The following is a 16,378-nucleotide window of genomic DNA, read 5'->3' as shown; positions in this document are numbered from 1 at the left end:
GGCCGAGACAGCGAAGCAGCGCCACCCGATTTCGCCGAGTGCTCCTGCAGTTAGGCTCTGGCCGCGAAGTGGTGGGACGACCTGATGAGATGGGCCGATGCTTCGCCCACCCTGTCCGCGATCGTCGGTGGGATCATCGCGAGGGTTCTCCTGCTCATGATTACAGGAATCATCAGCCGCATCCCGAGGCTGCGCGATCCAGTTGTCGGGTTCATCTCGCAGGTGGCGCGTCGGATGCCGATTCGAGTGACGACGCCGAGCGCCGGGCCGCCGCCGCAGCAGAACTTGAGCACTCCAGAGCACCGACCCACGATCACCAGGATTTATTCAGCGAAACCCCAGCGAACTCCAGTTAAACGAGTGGTGCTCATTTAATTTGGCTTCATCCTCACGGCGTTTTCGGTACTGTACGCGTATGATCGCGCACGAAGGAGTCCTGTGACAGCGAGTGACAGCGCTACCTTCGTGGTACCGGGCCTCGAAGAGGTCACCGACGATCAAGTTCGAGACGAGTATGAGAAGCACGTGCTGGCCTACGCGAAGACACTTCTTGCCGACGCCAGTCTGCTTGAGCGAGGCGACCGTAACAACACGACGGCTACGTTGCCCCAGTACCGCAGCGAGCACTTCCTGACCGCGTCCCAGTCCCTGCCAGGGAGGTTGGCCCGGAGGAGGACCCGCCCAAGCGTTGGTTGGATTCTTGCGTTTGTGGGTCAGGGCCTATTTGTAGCCGCGACTACGTTCGGGGCAATGTGGCAAGACCCGAGCAACAACTTTGACCAGCTAACTGCAGCTGGTGGCGTAGGCGTTTTTATCACCTACATTGCCTTAGGCCTGAGGGGATTCAAGTCATGACGCAACGGAGAGACGAAGAGGTTAACGAACTTCTGCGCGCGGTCGACACCCTGCAGGCCTTGGAAAAGTCGGCCATCAAGGCCGGAATCTCCGCTCGCATACAATTCGGTCAAAGCGACAGCGGCACAAGCGAGGCGAGCGATCTAACCCGCGCCATCGACAAGGTCCTTGCAATGAAACAATTTTCGAGCAGCCCGCACACTGAACCCGAGCTCGAATATAACGATACGCCTGACGATGAATACTCGTCCTTGGCCGCCACGTATCTACTAAGAGAAGATGCAATTCGCTTAGAGAGTAATCAAACCTTTCGTAGGCGCTACGCAGGTATTCTCACGATCATTGGTGCAGTCTCAGCTGGAATAGGTTTGGGTGCCGTTGTTGGCCTAGGGGACCTTGTCAATTCGTACTTTGCACTACTAGCAACAGTAATTGGGCTCATTTATGCTTCAATCGGTGCCTTTTTCACGATTCGCACCGACTCGATATTGAGTCTTCGACTGTTCGGCCCTTCTCGCGTCGACCGAAACGTTGAGGTGCTTCAGGAGTGGCTTCAGATCGAGGGGCAGCTTAGAAGGATTGGTCAAAGGCACCTCGGCAAGTTGGGAAGAGGCCTACCGGTCGGATCGATATTGCGAAAGCTTGAGCAAAATAGGGTTCTTTCAAAAGTTGCCGTTGAGGAATTGACTGTGATTCTTCGCCTTCGGAACAAAGCTGCTCATGGTGGTAACACGTCGCCAGGTGACCTCAGGAAAATGCATAAGGCGCTTCAGGTAGTTAGGCCGAGTCTAAAGTCCGCACTTCGGTCGAACGCAACACCAGTTGCCTGACAGTACTTGGGTACCACTTCGCTCCTCCCCCAGCACACGGCACTGAGTCCCTGTTAAGGCCCTCGGCGATCGCAGCCAGGGTTGCGCCACCCTGGCGTTCCTCGACGATCCGAGCGGCGGTCTCAGGGCTTGTGAGCACGGGTGAGCCGAGACGCTTGCCCTGCGACTTCGCTACGGCCAGCCCTTCCTTGGTCCGGACACCTATCATCTGCCGCTCCCACCGAGAGACGGCAGCCATGATATTGGCCACCAGTTCGCCTGTCGGGGTCGTGGTGTCGATCCCTAGGTCAACCGCCACCACGCCCCATCCCTGCTTCCCTGCCGTCTCGAGGAGCCGTGCGAAGTCGGCAAGGCTACGGCTGAGCCGATCGAGCTTCGACACGACGAGCGCTTCGGCTTCGCCGGCTCGGAGGATCAACAGGGCACGGGCGATGCCAGGTCGATTGATGTCCTTCCCCGAGCGACCAGCGTCCTCGATCCACTCCACCTCCCAGCCACGCTGCTCGGCAGTCGCGGCGATCGCTGCACGTTGCGCTGCGATGCCGTACTCCTGCCCGGCAGTGGAGACGCGCAGGTAACCGATGACCCTCACTCGCGCCACCCGATCAGTTCGGAGACACCGGCGCGCAGGTAGCCGAGCTGGCTGCCCTCGGTGAGGTACACAGCGCCCTCGGATTCGATGACGTCGTAGCGGAGGTCGTACTCCATCGGCCAGGCAGGCTGACCAGCGAAGAGGACGGGCATGTTGCCGTCGAGGTGGGCAAGGAGCTCGCGGAGTTCGGAGACGGTCATGGCTTCTGATCCTTCGTTCGTCGCCTCGGCTACTTGCCAAGGACGAGACGATTAGATACCAGACACGTATGGTCTGTACACCTGACGCTCGTTAGGTGTGCGTCCTCGGCCGTAAATAGCGATTTGACTCGACCACTGGGACAGATCGAAGGAACGTGCGCTCAGTCAGGAAACGACGACCAAGGGTAGGAATCACGACGACGACGTGACGGCTGTCTGCCCTTCCGGCGCGAACGGGAACACGATCAAACCGCCTTCAGCCCGATGCGATCCCCGACCACCTGACGCTTGCTGCCAGGCGTCCTCACGCCCTGTGTCGCGCTTGAGAAGTCGAGGTCATCGGCGTCCCCGCTTGCGTGACCGAGCCCGAGCCCGAGCCCGAGCCCATCCACACACACCTGACCGGTAGGTCAGCGCAGGCGCCCGAAAACGCACCAGCAGACGAATCTTGACGAGGCCGTCGTGGTTCGGGCAGGCCGAGTGGGTTTCGTCGCTCATGCGCCGATCGCAGGTCAGAGGCCCCGGTGCATCAGACGCCGCTCACGGCGCGTAAACGCGCGACAACCGAAACCACAACATAATCTCCCCTTTGGTTGCAGCCAGGTCGCCGCGCAGATCGAGTCGTCTACGTCTGCGTCGAACAAATAGTTCAGCCCTGTGTGTCCGATAGGACGTGACCCGCCGCCCACCGCGCCCTACTCGTCGAGCGCGAGCTCCTTGGGGAGCTCGAACTCCTTGCGGGAGAGCTCCTCGACGTTGACGTCCTTGAAGGTCAGCACGCGCACCGACTTCACGAAGCGGTCGGAGCGGTAGACGTCCCAGACCCACACGTCGCGCATGGTGAGCTCGAAGTAGAAGTCGTGCTCGGTGTCGCGGCGGACCAGGTCGACCTCGTTCGCCAGGTAGAACCGGCGCTCGGTCTCGACGACGTACGAGAACTGCGAGACGACGTCGCGGTACTCCCGGTACAGTGCCAGCTCGACCTCGCGGTCGTAGTCCTCGAATTCGTCCTCATCCATCGTTGGACAATCCTACGCCGAGCCGACGGGCCCGAGCGCCGGGAGCGGCTCCTCGACGCTCTCCCGCGACTTCGACAGCCAGGTCACCCGGTGGAGCGGGGACGGGCCGACCCGCTCGATGCCCGCCCAGTGCGCGGCGCTGCCGTAGCCCTTGTTGCTGTCCCAGGCGTAGTCGGCGAAGTCGTCGTGGTGGCGCACCATCTGACCGTCCCGGCCCACCTTCGCGAGCACGGAGGCGGCGGAGACGGCGGCGCAGTCGCGGTCGGCCTTCACGCGGGTGACGATCGTCAGCTCGGCCGCCCTCTCGCCCAGCGCGGGCGTCAGCCAGTCGTGGGCGCCGTCGAGGAGGACGACGGCGGTGGCGAGGTCGACGCCCTGGTCGGCGAGGCGCTCGATGCCCCTCGACGCGGCGCGGCCGAGGCCCGCGATGATCCCGGTCTCGTCGATCTCGTCCGCCGAGGACTCGCCGATCGCCCAGGCCGAGACCCACTTCGCGACTCCCGGCAGGAGCGCCTCGCGGCGGGCGGGAGCGAGCATCTTGGAGTCGCGGAGCCCCTCGGGGAAGCGCCCGCAACGGCTGCCGATCGACACGACACCGACCGACACCGGGCCGGCGATCGCGCCGCGGCCGACCTCGTCGCAGCCGATGACCGTCTCGTAACCCTGCCGGAAGAGGCGCCGCTCCTGCGTCAGCGTCGGCTCGGCGACGACCACCTAGCCCTGCCCGCTCTGCGCGTCGTCCGAGCCCTCCTCGGAGGCCTCGGTGTCGACTCCGCGGAACACCGACGGGTAGTCGTCGAGCCACGCCCACTGCTGCACGGGCCAGGTGACGAGGATCGCGCGGCCCACGACGTTGTCGATCGGCACGAAGCCGCCGCCCGGCTTGTCGGTGTTGTAGCGGGAGTCGGCGGAGTTGTAGCGGTTGTCGCCCATCACCCAGAGCGAGCCCTCGGGCACGACGACGTCGAAGGGGGTGGCCGAGACGGCCTGCACCCCGTCCGGCAGCTTCACGTAGGGCTCGTCGATCGGGTTGCCGTTGATCTCGACCTGGCCGAGCGGCGTGCAGCAGGTCACGTGGTCGCCGGGCAGGCCGATGACGCGCTTGATGAGGTGGTCGTTGCTGTCGGGAGCGGTGAGGCCGACGAGCGCGAGGGCGGAGTCGACCGCGGCCTGGAACGGCGGCACGGAGGGCTCGGAGCTCGGCGAGAGCCATCCGCCGGGATCGCGGAAGACGACGACGTCGCCGCGCGAGATCGGCACGACTCCGGGCACGAGCTCGTTCACGAGGATCCGGTCGTTCTCGACGAGCGTCTGCTCCATGGAGGAGGAGGGGATGTAGAACGAGCGGATCAGGAAGGTCTTCACGAGGAAGGAGACGAGCACCGCGACCACGAAGATGATCAGCACGTCGCGGAGGAAGAGCAGGACACCCCGGCGCTTGCGCGGGCGCTTCTCGGACGGATCCGCCGAGTGGCGGGCGTGGTCCTCGCCTCCGGGGAGGCGGACCGGGGCCGTGCTGTCTGTCATCGCTCGCCGTCGCCCCTACTGTGCATCACCGGGTGGACTCCCCGGACGGATCGCCCCCGAGAAAGGGAGGAACCCCGATCCATCATAGGTGGACCGGGGTTCCCGAGAAGTCGTGCGGAAGCCGCTCAGGCGTCGCGCTTCTCCTTGATCTTGGCCTTCTTGCCGCGCAGGTTGCGCAGGTAGTAGAGCTTCGCGCGACGGACGTCACCGCGGGTGACGACCTCGATGTGGTCGATGACCGGCGAGTGCACGGGGAACGTGCGCTCGACGCCGACCTGGAAGCTCACCTTGCGGACGGTGAAGGTCTCGCGGACGCCCTCGTTGGAGCGGCCGATGACGACGCCCTGGAAGACCTGGATGCGCGAGCGGGAGCCCTCGACGATGTTGACGTGGACCTTGACGGTGTCGCCGGCGCGGAAGTCCGGGACATCGCTGCGGAGGGACGCCGCATCGACGGAATCGAGGATGTGCATGCTGTATCGCTCTCCGTGCCCGCCACAGGTCGAACACCGTTTCGTTGATGGAAGTCGGTCGTGCCCACGTCGTCGCGGCTCCCCTGTGGCAGAGCCTGCGCGAGGCACAAGCGCTCATTCTGCCATGCCGCGTCGATCCGAGTCAAAGCAGGCTCGTCTGGAGGGCAGGGTCACCCGGAGGGCAGAGCCGCGCAGAGGGCGGGTCCGTCGAGAGGGCCGAGCTGTGGAGCAGGGCGGGGCCTCGCAGGAGACAGCGCCTCTCGGGACGCCCGACCCTCAGAGGACGATGGTCTGCCCGTCCTGCGGGCGCTCCGGGTCGAAGCCCTCGCCGGCGACGGGGCGGTGAGCGCCCTCGGCCTGCACGGACGCCGCCTCCGAGAAGGCGAGGAGAGTGGCCCTCGCGTCGGCGAGGAACCGCCACGCCGAGTGCCAGAAGGCCGCCACTCCGAGGACCACCGAGAGCAGGCCCAGCGCCCAGGCGCCGGGCGGGAAGAAGCCGAAGGCGATCAGGGAGAGGTGCCAGGCGCCGACCACGGCCACGTCGCCCCACGCGGGAGTGCGCGTGGGCCGAACGGTCACCCGGAATGCGACGATCGCGGCCACAGCCGCCAGCGCGACCGCCAGAATGGGGAGGGCGATCACCAGGCCGAGCACGGTCCAGCCGCTCGATCCTCCGAAGACCCCGTAGCCGAGGAGGATCCACAGGGGCAGCACGATCGCCGCCGGGAACTGCCAGGAACCGAATGCCCGTCGCGTGCGCATGCACCGACCGTACCCACCACCGCTGAGCGACGGCTCAGCGGACCCCGAGAGGATCAGGATGATCGAGCTACGCACCCCCGCCGAGATCGAGGAGATGCGTCCCGCCGGCCGCTTCGTCGGCGAGGTACTGAAGGCCACCTCCGCCGCCGCCGCGGTCGGCGTGAACCTGCTGGAGCTCGACCGGCTCGCCCACGACATGATCCGCACGGCCGGCGCCGAGTCCTGCTACATCGACTACCACCCCTCCTTCGGCGCGAGTCCCTTCGGCAAGGTCATCTGCACCTCCGTCAACGACGCGGTGCTGCACGGCCTGCCCTTCGACTACCGGCTGAGGGACGGCGACCTGCTCACCCTCGACTTCGCCGCCTCCGTGAACGGCTGGGTCGCCGACTCGGCCATCAGCGTCGTGGTCGGGACGCCGCGCGAGGAGGACCTCGCCCTCATCGACACCACCACCCGCGCGCTCGAGGCCGGCATCGCCGCCGCGCAGCCCGGGAAGAAGATCGGCGACATCTCCGCGGCCATCGCGGCCGTCGCACACGCCGAGGGCCTGTCCATCAACACCGACTTCGGCGGCCACGGCGTCGGCCGCACGATGCACGGCGATCCGCACATCCCCAACGACGGACGCGCCGGCCGCGGCTACCCGCTCCGCCCGGGCCTCGTCGTCGCGATCGAGCCGTGGTTCCTGCAGACGACCGACGAGATCTACACGGACAAGGACGGCTGGACCCTCCGCAGCCGTGACGGCTCTCGCGGCGCCCACATGGAGCACACGATCGCCATCACCGAGACGGGGAACATCGTCCTCTCCGCGCGGGACTGACTGCAGATGGACAGTACCGCTATCGGATAGCGATACTGTCCACGTGCGAATCTCGGAGCTCAGCCGCAGCAGCGGCGTCAGCCTGCCTACGATCAAGTACTACATCCGGGAGGGGCTGCTGCCGCCGGGCGACGCCGCCGGCCCCCAGCAGGCGGAGTACGGGGACGCCCATGTCGCCCGCCTGACGCTGCTCCGGGCGCTCATCGAGAGCGGCGGCGTCGGTATCGCCGGCGCGAAGCGGATCACGGCCGCGCTCGACGCGGGCGTCGGTCCGACAGCAGCGTTCGAGGTGGCGCAGGACGTGGTCTCCGTGAGCGCCGACTCGACCGCGTCCGCCACCGAGGCGTCGACGCGGCGGATCGCCGAGGCCGCGGGCTCCGACCACTGCGGCCACCCTGCCGTCGCGACGGCGGCACGGGCGCTCGACGCGCTCGAGCTCTCCACCGGACCGATGAGCGCCGGCTGGCTCGAGACCTACGCCCGCGCCGCCGCCCTCGTCGCCTCCGCCGACCTCGACGAACTGCAGGCCCGCGAGAGCGTGAGCGAGCAGGCTGCCGTCGCCGCCGTCGGCACCGCGCTCGGAGACGTGGTGCTGCAGTCGCTCCGGCGCGTCGCCCAGGCGCGCGAGACGCAGAGCCGCTTCGGCTCGACGGAGGTGCCCCGATGAGCGCCGCGACCGAGACGCCCGCGCCCACAGCCTCCGCTGCTCCGCACCGGCCGCTCCTGGTGCTCGCTGCCGCGATGGCGGTCGGCGCCCTCCTCTGCGCGATCGCGCTGGTCGTCGATCCCCGCGAGCTCGGCGGGCAGCCGCTCTGGGGTAAGCCGCTGAAGTTCTGCCTCTCGATCGCGCTGTACGCCGTGACGCTCGCCTGGCTGATCGGGCTCGTGCCCCGCCGGCGCCGCCCCGCCCGAGCGCTGGGCACGGTCGCGGCGGTCGGCCTGGCGGTCGAGATGGTCGTGATCGGAGGCGCCGCCCTGGTCGGCGAGCGCAGCCACTTCGACGTCTCCACTCCCCTGCACGCCGCGCTCTGGGCCTCGATGGCCGTCTCGATCGTGGTGGTCTGGCTGGCGACTCTGGTCCTCGCCGCCCTCCTGGCGCGGGTGCCGCTCGGCGACCCGGCGCTGACGCTCGCCGTCCGTGCCGGACTCGTGATCGGGCTCGTCGGGATGGCCCTCGCGTTCCTGATGACGGGGCCCTCGCCCGGCCAGATCAGCGACTACCAGGGCGTCGTCGGCGCGCACGCCGTCGGAGTCGCGGACGGCGGACCCGGCCTCCCGCTCCTGGGCTGGAGCACGATCGGGGGCGATCTGCGCATCCCGCACTTCGTCGGGATGCACGCTCTACAGGGGCTCCCGCTGCTCGCGCTGCTGCTCGGACGGCTGGCACCGCGGATCCCCGTGCTGCGCCCCGGATCCACCCGGCTGCGGCTCGTCGCACTGGCCTCGGCGGGCTGGGCGGCCGCGGTCGCCCTCATCTGCTGGCAGGCGCTGCGCGGACAGGCGCTGACCGCACCGGACGCGCTGACCCTCTCCGTCGCTACTGTGGCGGTGGTCGCCCTCGCCGGAGGGACGATCCTCACCCTCGCACGAACGGAGGCCCGCGCATGAGCCGGCTGCACCGCGGCTGGACGCCGCTCGGGATCGTCTACCTCGTCCTCGCCCTCGCCGGGCTGATCGGGACCTGGACCTGGAACGTGAGGGCTATGCAGGAGGGCGCGGACCTGCTCGCCGGCCTCGCCGCAGGCGGGCCGTGGGTGTCGTCGTTCTCGACCGACCTGCTGGTCGTCGCGATCGCGGCCGTCGCCTTCATGGTGGTGGAGGGCCGCCGGATCGGGATGCGCCACGTGTGGATCCTGGTGCTGCTCGCGCCGCTGGTCGCCCTCGCGTTCGCGTTCCCCCTCTTCCTCGCCCTCCGCGACCGGCACCTGGCCCTCGCGGCCCGGTGACCGTGCGGCGAGGGGCTAGGGAAGCAGTTCGGGGCGGACGCGGCGCGTGCGCTCGACGCTCTGCTCGTGGCGCCAGGCGGCGATCGCCCCGTGGTTGCCGCTGAGGAGCACCGGAGGGACGTCGAGGCCGCGCCAGGAGGCCGGCTTGGTGTAGCTCGGGTACTCGAGCAGCCCGTCGGAGTGGCTCTCCTCGACCAGGCTCGCCGGGTTGCCGACGACGCCCGGGACCAGGCGTCCGACGGCCTCGATCATCGCCATCACGGCGACCTCTCCTCCGTTGAGGACGTAGTCGCCGAGGCTGATCAGCCGGACCCGCGCGCGCTCGGCGGTGTGGTCCACGACGCGCTGGTCGATGCCCTCGTAGCGGCCGCAGCCGAAGACGAGGGTGGACTCCTCCGCGAGCTCGCGGGCGGTCGCCTGGCTGAACAGCTCGCCCGCGGGCGATGGGAAGATCACGACGGGGTCGTCCGCGCCGTCGAGGATCGTGTCGAGCGCCTCGCCCCACGGCTCCGGTCGCATCACCATGCCGGCGCCGCCGCCGTAGGGCGTGTCGTCGACGGTGCGGTGGCGGTCGTGGGTGAAGTCGCGCAGGTCGTGCACGCCGAGCTCGATCAGCCCGCTCTGCCGCGCACGGCCGAGCAGGCTGATGTCGAGCACGCCGAAGAACTCCGGGAAGATCGTGACGATGTCGATCCTCACGACCGGGGCTCCTCCTCGGAGGCGGCGTCGGAGGCGGCCGGGGGCTCGTCGTCGGCGGGCTCCTCGAGAGCGGCGTCCGCGTCAGCGGACGCGTCCGGCTCGTCGGCGTCCGCAGGCGCGCTCAGCGCCGGGTCCGCCAGGTCGACGCCGCTGAGGTCGACCGTGGCGGGCTCCTCCTCGGGAGCCTCCTCGAACAGGCCGATCGGAGGCGTGACCGTGACGATCCCGGCCGCGGCGTCGACGGAGGGGACGATCGCATTCACGAACGGCACCATCACCTCGCCGGAGGGGGTACCGACGATGAGCAGGTCCTGCGCGGGGAAGTGGTCGACGCGGCGGACGGTGCCGACCTCGACGCCGTCGCGGACGACCTTCATGCCGACCAGCTGGTAGTCGTACCAGGAGTCGTCCTCGCCCGGCTGGGTCTGCACCTCCTCGTCGATCCAGAGGATCGCCTTCAGGAGGGTCTCAGCGGCGTTGCGGTCGTCGACGCCTCGGAAGAATGCGACGGGGTGGCTGTTGTACCAGCGCAGCTCGACGAGCTCGAGCTTCTTGCCGTGCCACTCGGAGGTGCGCGGGACCTGCAGCGTGAACGTGGATCCGGGGGTGAAGCGCTTGTCGGGCTCGTCCGTGTAGAGCTCGAGCTTGATGGCGCCCTTGAGCCCGTGTGCCTTGGTGAGTCGGGCGACGCGGAGCTGCGTCGTGCCCGGTCCGGTGACCGACACCTCTACTTGTCGGTGTCGACGACGTCGACGCGCACTCGGCGCCCGTCGGCGAGCGCGGCGACGAGAGTGCGGACGGCCTTGGCGGTGCGACCGGAGCGTCCGATCACGCGGCCGAGGTCCTCGGGGTGCACGCGCACCTCGAGGACCTCTCCGCGCGGGGAGCTCGTGGCCACGACACTGACCTCATCGGGGTTCTCGACGATCCCCTTGACGAGGTGTTCGACGGCGGGAGCGAGCACTGACTACGCCTCGGTGGAGGTCTCGTCGGCGGTGTCCTCGACCGGGGCGGCCTTGGCCGGAGCCTCGGACTTCGGCTTGAGGACGGGCTTCTTCTTCGCGTCGACGACGAACGGAGCCTTGGGCTCCTTCACCTGGACGGTGCTGACGGCGTCGGCGTCGCCCTTGAAGCGGCCCCAGTCGCCGGTCAGCTTGAGGATCGCGGCGACCTGCTCGGTCGGCTGCGCGCCGACTCCGAGCCAGTACTGCGCGCGCTCCGAGTCGACCTGGATGAACGAGGGCTGCTCGGTCGGGTGGTACTTGCCGATCTCCTCGATCACGCGGCCGTCGCGCTTGGTGCGCGAGTCGGCGACGACGATGCGGTAGTAGGGCGCCCGGATCTTGCCGAGGCGCTTCAGACGAATCTTGACAGCCACAATTCTCCTGTGTGGTCGTTGACCGGTGTCCGGTCGATGATGGATGAACTGAGCCGTGAGCGTGGGGGCACACCCGGCGGAAGCTCGAGGGGGTTTCGTCGGCGGTGAGTAGAGGGTCGACCGCCTCGGACCCGACGGATCATTCTGCCAGAAAAACCGCCCCGGTGCGGGCCCGGCACGCCGCCGACCAGCGGCACCCTCGCGGGAGCGGGCCGCGCGGGACCCCGAAGGCCGCCGCCGGGGCTCTGCGTCCGCCCCGGCCGCAGGTGGCAGGATGGCGAGGCGCGTCCCGATCGGCGGACGCCCGGATCCGATGAGGACCACGCCATGGAGATCAGCTTCGCCGCATCAGACCGCTCCACGCTCGGGATCGAGTGGGAGGTCGCGATCGTCGACCGGCAGACGGGCGATCTCGCCAACGTCGCCGATGTGGTGCTGGAGGCGCTCCGCAGCGACGACGGCGCCCCGCACGCGCACATCACCGGCGAGCTCCTGCGCAACACGGTCGAGCTGGTCTCCGGCGTGCACACCTCCGTCCGCGACGCGGTCGCCGACCTGCAGGATCAGCTGCGGCAGGTGCGCGAGATCACCGACCCCATGGGACTCGACCTCGTGTGCTCGGGCACGCACCCGTTCGCGCAGTGGTTCGACCAGGCCATCACGGACAAGGAGCGGTACCACCGCCTGATCGACCGGACCCAGTGGTGGGGCCGGAACATGATGATCTGGGGCATCCACGTGCACGTCGGCATCGAGCACCGCGACAAGGTGCTGCCGATCCTCAACTCCCTGCTCGACTACTACCCGCACCTGCAGGCGCTCTCGGCGTCGAGCCCGTTCTGGGGCGGAGTCGACACGGGCTACGCCTCGAACCGCGCGCTGATGTTCCAGCAGCTGCCGACGGCGGGCCTGCCTCCGCAGTTCGGTGCCTGGGCGAACTACGAGGAGTACGTCGACGACATGATGCGCACCGGCGTCATCGACGACCACACGGAGGTCCGCTGGGACATCCGCCCCTCGCCGCAGTGGGGCACTCTCGAGATGCGCGCGTGCGACGGCCTCTCCTCCGCGGAGGAGATCGGAGCGGTCGCCGCGCTGATCCAGTGCCTCGTCGAGCACCTCTCGTCGCGGCTGGACGCGGGCGAGGACCTTCCGACGATGCAGCCCTGGTACGTGCGCGAGAACAAGTGGCGCGCGGCCCGCTACGGACTCGACGCCGAGATCATCCTCGACGCCGCCGGAGCGGAGCGGCTGGTCACCGACGACATCCGGGACCTGCTCGTCACCCTCGCACCGGTCGCCGAGCGTCTCGACTGCGTGAAGGAGCTCGGCGACGTCGAGCTGATCCTGGTCGCGGGAGCGAGCTACCAGCGCCAGCTGCGGACGGCCGCGGCGAACGACGGCGACCTGAAGGCGGTGGTCCGGGCACTCGCGGGCGAGCTGCGCGACGGGCTCCGGGATCCCCGCTCATGACGCGTCCCGCCCTCCTCGCCGCAGCCGCGATCGGCGCACTGGCCCTCGGTCTCGCCGGCTGCTCGTCCTCGACGACGACCGGCCCGGCGACCGCGTCCCCCGCCGGCACCGCCACTCCCCTCCCGACCGTCACCGCCGATCCGCTGCCGCTCTCGATCGGCGGCTCTCTTCCCGTCGGCTCCCGGGTGACGATCGTCGGCGACAGCATTGTGCGCGGTCTGACGGTCGACCCGGAGCAGGCCTGGCCCGCACTCGTCGGCGACGACCTCGGCTGGGAGGTCACGAACCTGGGCTGCGACGGCGGCGGCTTCATCGAGCCGGGCGACTGCGGCGTCGCGATCGGCGACCGCGCGGAGGAGATCGCCGACACTCGGCCCGACGCGATCGTGCTGATCGCCAGCAGCAACGACCTGGGCTGGGATCCGGAGGACGTGGACGCCGCGATCGGGCCGGCGGTGGACGCGATCGTGTCCGCCTCGCCCTCGGCCCGGCTCATCGCGCTCGACTCGGTGTGGGGCCCCGACCCGCGCCCCTCCGATCTCGACGAGTACGACGCGGCGCTGGTCGAGGCCGTGACGGCCGCCGGCGGCGGTGCGCTCGAGTACCCGGACCCCCTCCGCGAGGACGGGCTGCTCGGCGAGGACGGCGTGCATCCCACCGTCGAGGGCCAGCGCGCCCTGGCCGACGCGTTCGAGGTGGCGGCCGAGAAGTCCGGCCTCGCCCGGGCGGTGCCGACCGGCCAGAAGGCGACGGACGCGCCGCCGGCCTGACTCCGACGCGGGGCGCCGCCCTGACGGCGCCCCGCCGGGTCAGCGCGCGGTGCTGTTCCGGCCGTCGCGCCAGCCGAGCAGGTCGCGCACGGGCGCGAGGTCGATGTCCGGACCGGTGATGCCGAGCGTGAACAGGCGGGCGCCCAGATCGTACTGCTGGTCGAGCACGTCGAAGGAGGCGTCGCCGACACCGCCGCGCACGCTCGCGCCGGTCGAGATCTCGATCGCGGCCGGGTCGCGGTCGACGCGGCCGCACCACTCCGAGAGCACACCGAGCTTGCGCTCGAGCGTCGGGACGTCCGAGAAGCTGTGCCAGATGTCGGCGTGCTCGGCGACGATCCGCAGCGTCTTCTTCTCGCCGCCGCCGCCGATCATCACCGGGATGTCGCGGGTGGGCGCCGGGTTGAGCATCGACCACCGGCTGCGGATGCGCGGCATCGCCTCGGAGAGCTCGTCGAGGCGGGAGCCGGGAGTGCCGAACTCGTAGCCGTACTCCTCGTAGTCGCGCTCGAACCAGCCCGAGCCGATGCCGAAGATCAGACGGCCCTCGGCGCCCTTGGCGCTGATGTGGTCGACCGTGCGCGCCATGTCGGCGAGGAGGTCGGGGTTCCGGTAGCTGTTGCAGGTGACCAGCGGGCCGAACTCGATGCGGCTGGTCTGCTCGGCCCAGGCCGCGAGCATGCTCCAGCCCTCGAAGTGCAGGCCGTTCGGCTCTCCCGAGAGCGGGAAGAAGTGGTCCCAGTTGAAGGCGATGTCGACGCCGAGGTCCTCGAGCTCGGCGAGCGTGTCGCGGATGACCTCGTAGGGGACGTGCTGCGGTGCGATCTGGACGCCGATGCGGACGGGGCGCGCGTGTGCGGTTGTCATGCCCTCACGCTAGCGAGCGGTGCGCCTCACGGGGATCCCCGCTGCGGCCCCCGGAGGGACGGCGCGCTACTCCCCCGCCGGGTCCGGCGACGCCGAGGGCGCCTCGTCGCTCGTGGAGCGGGCGAGCTTGACGACGGTGGCCCCCTCGTCGTCGAACAGGCGGAGCCGTCCGCCGTCGATCGAGGCCATCGCCGCCTCCGAGAAGATCATCGGCAGTGCGACGCCGTCGCAGGCGATCAGCGTGCTCGGCCCGGCCGAGACGGTGAGGGCGCCCTCCTGGTCGATCGACCACTCGCCCTGCGCGCCGTTGCAGCCGTCGGAGCCCGTCCAGGTCCCGTCCTCCGCGATCAGGAGGAACGGCACGTCGGGCGCGTCGTAGGAGACGCCCGTCACCCAGCGGCCGACCAGGTCCTCCGGGGAGGGCGCCGTCATCGCGTCGACCCCGGAACCCTCGGCGCAGCCGGTGAGCCCGAGCACGGCCGCGAGGACGAGGATCCCGCCCGCGCGTCCGGCCGCGACCCGCCTCATCGCCCGAGGAGCTTCTGCAGCTGCTCGAGCTCCTCCGGCGTGGGCTGGGCGCCCTTGCCGGCGCCGCCGCCCAGGCCGAAGCCGGAGCCGCCCGCATCGCCCGGGCGGGGCCCGGAGGTGATCGCCGCGTTCTCGGCCGCGCGCTTGGCGGGGTTGCCGGACTTGCTGCTCTTCTTCTTCTGCGGCTTCGGGCGGCCCTGGTAGCCGGCGCCGGGCACGGGGCCCATGCCGGGGACCGAGGGCATGCCGCCCTTGGCGACCGTCTTCATCATCTTGGCGGCCTGCTCGAAGCGCTGGACGAGCTGGTTGACGTCCGTGACCGTCATGCCGGAGCCGCGGGCGATGCGCAGGCGCCGCGAGCCGTTGAGCAGCTTCGGGTTGACCCGCTCCGCCTTCGTCATCGACTGGATGATCGCCTCGGTGCGCACGATCTCGCGCTCGTCGAACTGGTCGAGCTGCTCTCGCATGCCCTTCGCACCGGGCAGCATGCCGATCATCTTCTTGATCGAGCCCATGTTGCGCAGCTGCTGCATCTGGCCGAGGAAGTCGTCGAGGGTGAACGTGTCACCCATGATCTTCTCGGCGATCTTGCGCGCCTCGTCCTCGTCGAACGCGGACTGCGCCTGCTCGATGAGGGTCAGCACGTCGCCGAGGTCGAGGATGCGGCTCGCCATGCGGTCGGGGTGGAACTGCTCGAAGTCGTCGAGCGACTCGCCCGTGGAGGCGAAGAGGATCGGGCGGCCGGTGAGCGAGGCGACCGAGAGCGCCGCGCCTCCGCGGGCGTCGCCGTCGAGCTTGGAGAGGACGACGCCGGTGAAGTCGACGCCCTCCTGGAAGGCCTTGGCGGTCGCGACCGCGTCCTGGCCGATCATCGCGTCGATGACGAACAGGACCTCGTCGGGGTTCGTGACGCGGCGGATGTCGGCGGCCTGCTTCATCATGTCGGCGTCGACGCCGAGGCGTCCGGCCGTGTCGATGATGACCGTGTCGTACTGCTTGTCGGTCGCGAAGCGGATCGCGTTCTGGGCGACCTTGACCGGGTTGCCGACGCCGTTGCCCGGCTCCGGCGCGTAGACCGCGACTCCGGCCTGCTCGCCGACGACCTGCAGCTGCTGCACGGCGTTGGGGCGCTGGAGGTCGGCCGCGACGAGCAGCGGGGTGTGGCCGTCCTTGCCGAGGTACTTGCCGAGCTTGCCCGCGAGGGTCGTCTTGCCCGCGCCCTGGAGGCCGGCGAGCATGATGACGGTCGGCGGGCGCTTGGCGAACTCGAGCCGGCGCGACTGTCCGCCGAGGATCGCGACGAGCTCCTCGTTGACGATCTGGACGACCTGCTGGGCCGGGTTGAGCGCCTTGTTGACCTCGTCGCCGAGGGCGCGCTCGCGCACCTTGCCGGTGAACTCCTTCACGACCTCCAGCGCGACGTCGGCGTCGAGGAGGGCCCGCCGGATCTCGCGGACGGTGCCGTCGACGTCCGACGCGGAGAGCTTGCCCTTCGTGCGGAGGTTCTTGAAGGTCTCGACGAGTCGATCGGAGAGGGTGCCGAAAGTAGCCATGATGCCCGGAATTCTACCGGAGGCCCGGAGGGTCGGCGGGCGCGGCCGCCGATCGGCTCGCGATCGGCGCGATCACCGCG

General features: G+C 69.3%; 22 protein-coding genes. 8 read left to right on the top strand and 14 right to left on the bottom strand.

The features are described from left to right. The first annotated feature begins 438 nt into the window (after positions 1-438). Together C5C56_RS06100 and C5C56_RS17480 are read left to right on the top strand one after the other, a co-directional pair. Positions 439-855, top strand: coding sequence for a hypothetical protein (locus C5C56_RS06100; RefSeq protein ID WP_104319247.1), 417 nt, complete (start codon positions 439-441; stop codon positions 853-855). Further along, positions 852-1,685, top strand: a complete 834-nt coding sequence (locus C5C56_RS17480) for a hypothetical protein (RefSeq protein ID WP_146086449.1) — start codon at positions 852-854, stop codon at positions 1,683-1,685. Before C5C56_RS06100 ends, C5C56_RS17480 begins: the two co-directional genes overlap by 4 nt. On the opposite strand, the gene C5C56_RS06095 is transcribed toward C5C56_RS17480, so the two are convergent. The 7 genes from C5C56_RS06095 to C5C56_RS06065 all read right to left on the bottom strand — a co-directional run bounded on the left by C5C56_RS06095 (position 1,633) and on the right by C5C56_RS06065 (position 6,258). Next, positions 1,633-2,277 carry a recombinase family protein gene (locus tag C5C56_RS06095; RefSeq protein WP_219813874.1) on the bottom strand — a complete coding sequence of 215 codons (645 nt, stop codon included), beginning with the start codon at positions 2,275-2,277 and terminating at the stop codon, positions 1,633-1,635. The two genes, C5C56_RS17480 and C5C56_RS06095, sit on opposite strands and share 53 nt — an antisense overlap. After that, on the bottom strand, positions 2,274-2,477 hold the full coding sequence (locus C5C56_RS06090; protein ID WP_104319245.1) for a hypothetical protein: 204 nt from the start codon (positions 2,475-2,477) through the stop codon (positions 2,274-2,276). The genes C5C56_RS06095 and C5C56_RS06090 overlap by 4 nt, the downstream gene beginning before the upstream one ends. Before the next feature lie 695 nt (positions 2,478-3,172). Beyond that, positions 3,173-3,496, bottom strand: coding sequence for a DUF2469 domain-containing protein (locus C5C56_RS06085; protein WP_055792576.1), 324 nt, complete (start codon positions 3,494-3,496; stop codon positions 3,173-3,175). Positions 3,497-3,508: 12 nt separating this feature from the next. After that, positions 3,509-4,210 carry a ribonuclease HII gene (locus tag C5C56_RS06080; RefSeq protein ID WP_104288324.1) on the bottom strand — a complete coding sequence of 234 codons (702 nt, stop codon included), beginning with the start codon at positions 4,208-4,210 and terminating at the stop codon, positions 3,509-3,511. After that, complete coding sequence (gene lepB / locus C5C56_RS06075; RefSeq protein ID WP_104250528.1) at positions 4,211-5,023, bottom strand: signal peptidase I; 813 nt, start codon at positions 5,021-5,023, stop codon at positions 4,211-4,213. A gap of 125 nt (positions 5,024-5,148) precedes the next feature. Continuing rightward, complete coding sequence (gene rplS / locus C5C56_RS06070; RefSeq protein ID WP_104223904.1) at positions 5,149-5,496, bottom strand: 50S ribosomal protein L19; 348 nt, start codon at positions 5,494-5,496, stop codon at positions 5,149-5,151. A 276-nt stretch (positions 5,497-5,772) separates the two neighbouring features. Continuing rightward, the gene (locus C5C56_RS06065) at positions 5,773-6,258 is read right to left on the bottom strand and encodes a hypothetical protein (RefSeq protein WP_104223905.1); all 486 of its coding nucleotides are present in this window, start codon (positions 6,256-6,258) and stop codon (positions 5,773-5,775) included. Between the two features lie 58 nt (positions 6,259-6,316). Between C5C56_RS06065 and map the strand changes: the two genes are divergently transcribed. From map to C5C56_RS06045, 4 genes are read left to right on the top strand one after another with little or no spacing between them, the layout of a single operon-like run. Beyond that, the gene (map, locus tag C5C56_RS06060) at positions 6,317-7,084 is read left to right on the top strand and encodes a type I methionyl aminopeptidase (protein ID WP_104319244.1); all 768 of its coding nucleotides are present in this window, start codon (positions 6,317-6,319) and stop codon (positions 7,082-7,084) included. A 43-nt stretch (positions 7,085-7,127) separates the two neighbouring features. After that, the gene (locus C5C56_RS06055) at positions 7,128-7,751 is read left to right on the top strand and encodes a MerR family transcriptional regulator (RefSeq protein ID WP_181137564.1); all 624 of its coding nucleotides are present in this window, start codon (positions 7,128-7,130) and stop codon (positions 7,749-7,751) included. Beyond that, positions 7,748-8,692, top strand: coding sequence for a hypothetical protein (locus tag C5C56_RS06050; RefSeq protein ID WP_104319242.1), 945 nt, complete (start codon positions 7,748-7,750; stop codon positions 8,690-8,692). The genes C5C56_RS06055 and C5C56_RS06050 overlap by 4 nt, the downstream gene beginning before the upstream one ends. After that, on the top strand, positions 8,689-9,030 hold the full coding sequence (locus tag C5C56_RS06045; protein ID WP_104319241.1) for a DUF2834 domain-containing protein: 342 nt from the start codon (positions 8,689-8,691) through the stop codon (positions 9,028-9,030). The genes C5C56_RS06050 and C5C56_RS06045 overlap by 4 nt, the downstream gene beginning before the upstream one ends. Before the next feature lie 15 nt (positions 9,031-9,045). On the opposite strand, the gene trmD is transcribed toward C5C56_RS06045, so the two are convergent. Genes trmD through rpsP form a run of 4 tightly spaced genes read right to left on the bottom strand, consistent with a single transcriptional unit; the run spans position 9,046 to position 11,107 of the window. After that, complete coding sequence (gene trmD / locus C5C56_RS06040; RefSeq protein WP_104319240.1) at positions 9,046-9,729, bottom strand: tRNA (guanosine(37)-N1)-methyltransferase TrmD; 684 nt, start codon at positions 9,727-9,729, stop codon at positions 9,046-9,048. After that, on the bottom strand, positions 9,726-10,454 hold the full coding sequence (gene rimM / locus C5C56_RS06035; RefSeq protein WP_104319239.1) for a ribosome maturation factor RimM: 729 nt from the start codon (positions 10,452-10,454) through the stop codon (positions 9,726-9,728). The genes trmD and rimM overlap by 4 nt, the downstream gene beginning before the upstream one ends. 2 nt (positions 10,455-10,456) lie before the next feature. Beyond that, a complete protein-coding gene (locus C5C56_RS06030) occupies positions 10,457-10,693 on the bottom strand; it encodes an RNA-binding protein (protein ID WP_068210678.1) in 237 nt (78 codons plus the stop codon). 3 nt (positions 10,694-10,696) lie between these two features. Next, the gene (gene rpsP, locus C5C56_RS06025; protein ID WP_104223912.1) at positions 10,697-11,107 is read right to left on the bottom strand and encodes a 30S ribosomal protein S16; all 411 of its coding nucleotides are present in this window, start codon (positions 11,105-11,107) and stop codon (positions 10,697-10,699) included. A 327-nt stretch (positions 11,108-11,434) separates the two neighbouring features. Between rpsP and C5C56_RS06020 the strand changes: the two genes are divergently transcribed. Continuing rightward, positions 11,435-12,580 (top strand): glutamate--cysteine ligase, encoded by a 1,146-nt coding sequence (locus tag C5C56_RS06020; RefSeq protein WP_104247632.1) that lies wholly within the window; start codon positions 11,435-11,437, stop codon positions 12,578-12,580. Further along, positions 12,577-13,350 (top strand): SGNH/GDSL hydrolase family protein, encoded by a 774-nt coding sequence (locus tag C5C56_RS06015; RefSeq protein WP_104260573.1) that lies wholly within the window; start codon positions 12,577-12,579, stop codon positions 13,348-13,350. The genes C5C56_RS06020 and C5C56_RS06015 overlap by 4 nt, the downstream gene beginning before the upstream one ends. 39 nt (positions 13,351-13,389) lie before the next feature. On the opposite strand, the gene C5C56_RS06010 is transcribed toward C5C56_RS06015, so the two are convergent. From C5C56_RS06010 to ffh, 3 genes are all read right to left on the bottom strand, one after another. Then, a complete protein-coding gene (locus C5C56_RS06010; protein ID WP_104223915.1) occupies positions 13,390-14,217 on the bottom strand; it encodes an LLM class F420-dependent oxidoreductase in 828 nt (275 codons plus the stop codon). 66 nt (positions 14,218-14,283) lie between these two features. Beyond that, the gene (locus C5C56_RS06005) at positions 14,284-14,745 is read right to left on the bottom strand and encodes an META domain-containing protein (RefSeq protein WP_104260572.1); all 462 of its coding nucleotides are present in this window, start codon (positions 14,743-14,745) and stop codon (positions 14,284-14,286) included. After that, the gene (gene ffh, locus C5C56_RS06000; RefSeq protein ID WP_104226882.1) at positions 14,742-16,298 is read right to left on the bottom strand and encodes a signal recognition particle protein; all 1,557 of its coding nucleotides are present in this window, start codon (positions 16,296-16,298) and stop codon (positions 14,742-14,744) included. The genes C5C56_RS06005 and ffh overlap by 4 nt, the downstream gene beginning before the upstream one ends. Positions 16,299-16,378 lie beyond the last annotated feature (80 nt).

Origin of the sequence: Rathayibacter sp. AY1D1, assembly GCF_002932635.1 — a bacterium.
Lineage (GTDB): Bacteria > Actinomycetota > Actinomycetes > Actinomycetales > Microbacteriaceae > Rathayibacter.
Note: the sequence above shows the minus strand (reverse complement) of the source record. Positions and strands in the feature narration are given on the sequence as shown.